Origin of the sequence: Mesorhizobium sp. M1E.F.Ca.ET.063.01.1.1 (assembly GCF_003998155.1) — a bacterium.
Lineage (GTDB): Bacteria > Pseudomonadota > Alphaproteobacteria > Rhizobiales > Rhizobiaceae > Mesorhizobium.
In genome coordinates this window covers 1-3,843 of record NZ_RZSC01000579.1, presented here as the reverse complement: position 1 = coordinate 3,843, position 3,843 = coordinate 1, and the positions used below count along the sequence as shown (strand labels likewise).

General features: G+C 64.7%; 6 protein-coding genes. 3 read left to right on the top strand and 3 right to left on the bottom strand.

Features of this window, described 5'->3' with window-relative positions; all coding sequences use genetic code 11:
- From EOA29_RS28430 to EOA29_RS28420, 3 genes are all read left to right on the top strand, one after another.
- Positions 1–300, top strand: a 300-nt coding sequence (locus EOA29_RS28430) for an isocitrate/isopropylmalate family dehydrogenase (protein WP_245468563.1), incomplete at its 5' end; no start/stop codon positions are given.
- A gap of 3 nt (positions 301–303) precedes the next feature.
- Positions 304–1,041: a hypothetical protein gene (locus EOA29_RS28425; RefSeq protein ID WP_126093600.1), complete on the top strand. Its 738-nt coding sequence runs from the start codon at positions 304–306 to the stop codon at positions 1,039–1,041.
- 3 nt (positions 1,042–1,044) lie between these two features.
- Complete coding sequence (locus tag EOA29_RS28420; protein WP_126093599.1) at positions 1,045–1,671, top strand: glutathione S-transferase family protein; 627 nt, start codon at positions 1,045–1,047, stop codon at positions 1,669–1,671.
- A gap of 34 nt (positions 1,672–1,705) precedes the next feature.
- On the opposite strand, the gene EOA29_RS28415 is transcribed toward EOA29_RS28420, so the two are convergent.
- The 3 genes from EOA29_RS28415 to EOA29_RS28405 form a co-directional block, all read right to left on the bottom strand.
- On the bottom strand, positions 1,706–2,185 hold the full coding sequence (locus EOA29_RS28415) for a DUF2269 domain-containing protein (protein ID WP_126093598.1): 480 nt from the start codon (positions 2,183–2,185) through the stop codon (positions 1,706–1,708).
- Positions 2,182–3,477 carry an SDR family oxidoreductase gene (locus EOA29_RS28410; protein WP_126093597.1) on the bottom strand — a complete coding sequence of 432 codons (1,296 nt, stop codon included), beginning with the start codon at positions 3,475–3,477 and terminating at the stop codon, positions 2,182–2,184. Before EOA29_RS28410 ends, EOA29_RS28415 begins: the two co-directional genes overlap by 4 nt.
- A 7-nt stretch (positions 3,478–3,484) precedes the next feature.
- The coding region (locus EOA29_RS28405) for a DHHA1 domain-containing protein (protein WP_245468562.1) at positions 3,485–3,843 on the bottom strand (359 nt) is incomplete at its 5' end.

The following is a 3,843-nucleotide window of genomic DNA, read 5'->3' as shown; positions in this document are numbered from 1 at the left end:
CCCGCCCGCGCCCCGCCCCCCCGCCACTACCGCCAGCACCAGAAGGGCGAGGAGACCTCGACCAACTCGATCGCCTCGATCTTCGCCTGGACGCGCGGCCTCGCCCATCGCGCCAAGCTCGACGACAACGCCGAGCTGAAGCGCTTCGCCGAGACGCTGGAAAAAGTTTGCATCCAGACCGTCGAGTCCGGCTTCATGACCAAGGACCTGTCGCTGCTGATCGGCCCCGACCAGCCCTGGCTGTCGACCACCGGCTTCCTCGACAAGATCGACGAGAACCTGCAGAAGGCCATGGGGTGAGAAGTGCCGAGCATTGTTGCCAGCGAAAGGGTCCGCCTTTGCGCTGGCAATAACGCCGATCTCTGTCAGGCTATTTTCAAGGCGCATGGGCTAAGTGATCTGAGGAACGACTTCGTCTGGTCGAGCGACCGGCAAGCACCTCCTTACTACCCCAATGTCGCTACTCTGGATGCCGATGCCGTAGCGGTCCAACTTGCGGAAATAGCCAGACTGACATCCGTCCTTGCTACCAGCTTTTCGGTCAAGGACGGGTTCTGCCGTCTCGATCTCCAACCGCTCGGGTTCAGTCAGCTCTTCGAAGCAAGCTGGATCTGGACGGACCTAAGTCATCCGACGAGGACGCCTTCCGGTTGGGAGCGTGTTGAGGACGCTGCCAGCTTGGAGATGTGGGAATTTGCCTGGGCGGATCGCGCAAGTCCCTCCAACGGCCGTGTCTTTCCAGCGGCAGTCCTGGCCGACCCCGCAATCGCTATCCTTGGCCGACGGACAGCTGACGGCTTTGCCGCCGGCTGCATAGCCAATAGATCCGAGTTGGTGACTGGGTTGTCAAATGTCTTTGCCACGGATGGCAGTCCGACATATCGGGATGCAGTGCGGGCAGCAGCCAATGCGTTTGCTGGATGTCGCGCGCTGGTAGCGTATGACCGCGACGCCGGGTTGGATGAAGCACTGACCTGCGGCTTTCAGGCCGCCGGCCCGCTGCGTGTCTGGGTACGGGACAGCCAAGACAAAGAGGAATAGCAAATGGCAAAGCCGATCCTCTACGGCGCCGACTACAGCGTCTATGTCCGCATCGCCCGGATGACGCTGGAGGAAAAGGGCGTCGACTACGAGCTCGCCCCTGTCGACATATTCGCCGCCGACGGCATTCCGGCCTGGTATCTCGAGCATCACCCGTTCGGCCGCATCCCGGCCTTCGAGCATGACGGTTTTCGGCTGTTCGAGACCAGCGCGATCGCGCGCTATGTCGACGAAGCCTTCGACGGTCCGCCCCTGCAACCGGCCGACCCGCGCGGCCGCGCGAGGGTGGACCAGATTATCGGTATGCTCGATGCCTATGGCTACCGCGCCATGGTCTGGGACGTCGCGGTCGAGCGGCTGGAAAAGATACCGGCCGATGAGAGCCTGATCGCCGGCGGGCTCGGCCAGGCCGAGACCGTGTTGAAGGTACTGACGTCGCTGAAGGCGAAAGGCCCATGGCTGCTTGGCGACCAGTTGACGCTGGCCGACCTGCACGCAGCACCGATCATCGCCTATTTCGTCAAGGTTGCCGAAGGCCGCGATCTGCTGGCGCGCTTTGCGGATATCGAGGAGTGGTACATGCGCGTCGCCGCCCGCCCGAGCTTTGTCAAGACCGAGAAGGCCGGTTGACGCAGGCATCTCGGCCTGCAGCGGGTGGCCGGCTCTAAAACCCGATCTCGGGCCTGGTTACCATCAGCCAGAGGATCGCAACCACGGCGCCAAAGGCAGGAAAGCCGAAGGCGAACCAGATGCGGAAGAGGCGCTTTTCCTCGTCCGGCAAAGGAGCCCGTTCACGCGTAGCCTGCCGTGCCAGATCGCGTATACGCATCTGGATCCAGACGACCGGCAGCCAGAATGCGCCGGCAACGGCATAAAGCAGCAACGAAAGCACGATCCAGCCTTGGCTGAGTGGCCATCCCATCTCGCGCGCCAGCAACGCGCCGGTGATCGGCTGGACCACGACAGCCGTCGCCGTGAAGATGGCGTCGGCAATCACAACTGTCCCGGCGACATGAGCGACGATCTCGGGCTTGCCGGTCCGCTGCGCCATCAGCATGAAGAACGCTATGCCGGCACCGGTGCCGAACAGCACCGTGGCACCAATCACGTGCAGCCAGCGCAATATGTCGGCCCACAGGCTCATCGCTCTTCCAAAATCGCCAAGGCCACCAGGACGAGGCAAAGCATGGGTACGGCCTTGACGATGGCCCCGAGAGGATCGAGCCACAGATCGGGGGCAAGCATGGTCGCAGCCGCAAGATAGAGCAAAGTGATGGCGACCATCGCCAGCAGCACCAATCGTGCGAGGGGTCGCACGACAACCGCGGCGCCGACAACGATGTCCGCTACGCTTCCCGCAAGAACCATTCCAAGCGCAGCGGCGGGCGGCAGGCCGCGCGAGACGAGAATGTCGGCGGCCGCATCGTGCCGGGCGAGCCCGACAACGCCTGAAGCCAGCCAGAACGTCGACAGGATGGCAAACACGATCGGCTTCAGCAGCCAAAGACGCGCGAACCACCGCTCCTGAACATGCGCCGGCATTACCGCCAGCGTTGCTTCCAAAGGCTGCGGAGGGCGGCCCGTGATTTCGGCCCAGGGTTTCGGGTTACCGGTCACGCCCTTCTCGAGCGCGGCAAGCGCCGCGCTGCGCAAGGGAGATCGCCACCCGAGAAGGCCGAGTCGATCCGCGACTATGCCAGCGAGCCGGCCGACAATCGCCGGCACTGCCACGACCGGCGCCTTGGGCAGGCCGAGCCAGGCTCGGAATTCAAGGAGGACGGCGCCAAGAGGTCTGGCCCGTTCCTCGACGAGATCGATGATCTGCCCGCGCGCCAGGGACCCGCCAACGGCGCGCGATACCGCCTCGGCGACATCCGCGACAGACACCGTCTGGATCGGTCGATCCGCAAGCACGGCTGGCACGAACCATGGAAACGCAGCCAGCGCACGCAACAAAGCCGTTCCGCCATAAGCGCCCTGCGCGATGACCAGGCCTGGCCGCAGGATCGTCCATTCCAAGGAGGATGACGCGACAGCGCGATCACCTTCGGCCTTGGTCCGAAAGAATGCGTTGTCGGAATCGAGATCGGCGCCGATCGCCGAAATCTGCACCAGTCGGCGTACACCGGCCTGTTCGCAAGCAGTAACGAGAGCAGCGACCGACCGCCGATGGATGGCGTCCAGATGATCGCGCGAGCCGTCCTGCAAAGCACCGGCGGCGTTCACAACCGCCTCCACGCCGGCCAGCAAGGGAATCCAGTCCGCCGCCGCGAGCAATCGCGACATGTCCGCTGCGATCCATTGGGCACGAGGCTTGCGCCGCCGCGCCTGCACGACGTCACGGCCAAGCCCGACCAGGTCGTGGCCGTCTTCAATCAATCGTTCAAGGACGGCTTCTCCGATCAGGCCGTAGCCGCCAAGAACGAGGACCTTCATCGGGCCGTCACGCGGCTTCGAGCGCCGCCCTTACCGCCGCGATAGCGTCGTCCGCTTTGGACGCGTCGGGGCCGCCGGCCTGCGCCATGTCGGGACGCCCGCCGCCGCCCTGCCCGCCTAGCGCGGCAGAGGCGACGCGGACGAGATCGATGGCGCTGAAACGGCCTGTGAGGTCCTCGGTGACGGCGACCACCACGCTCGCCTTGTTGTCCTCGCCGGCGCCGACGAAGACCACGACACCGGAGCCAACCGTCTTCTTGCCGGCATCGGCAAGCGGCTTCAGGTCCTTCGGCGCAACGCCGCTGACGGCCTTGCCGAGGAAGCCGACGCCGGCGACCGTCTCGTTTGCGGCCGGGGCATCGGACA

Coding starts and splice junctions, on each gene's coding strand:
- EOA29_RS28420 (WP_126093599.1), top strand. CDS start 1,045: ATGGCAAAGCCGATCCTCTACGGCGCCGACTACAGCGTCTATGTCCGC.
- EOA29_RS28415 (WP_126093598.1), bottom strand. CDS start 2,185: ATGAGCCTGTGGGCCGACATATTGCGCTGGCTGCACGTGATTGGTGCC.
- EOA29_RS28410 (WP_126093597.1), bottom strand. CDS start 3,477: ATGAAGGTCCTCGTTCTTGGCGGCTACGGCCTGATCGGAGAAGCCGTC.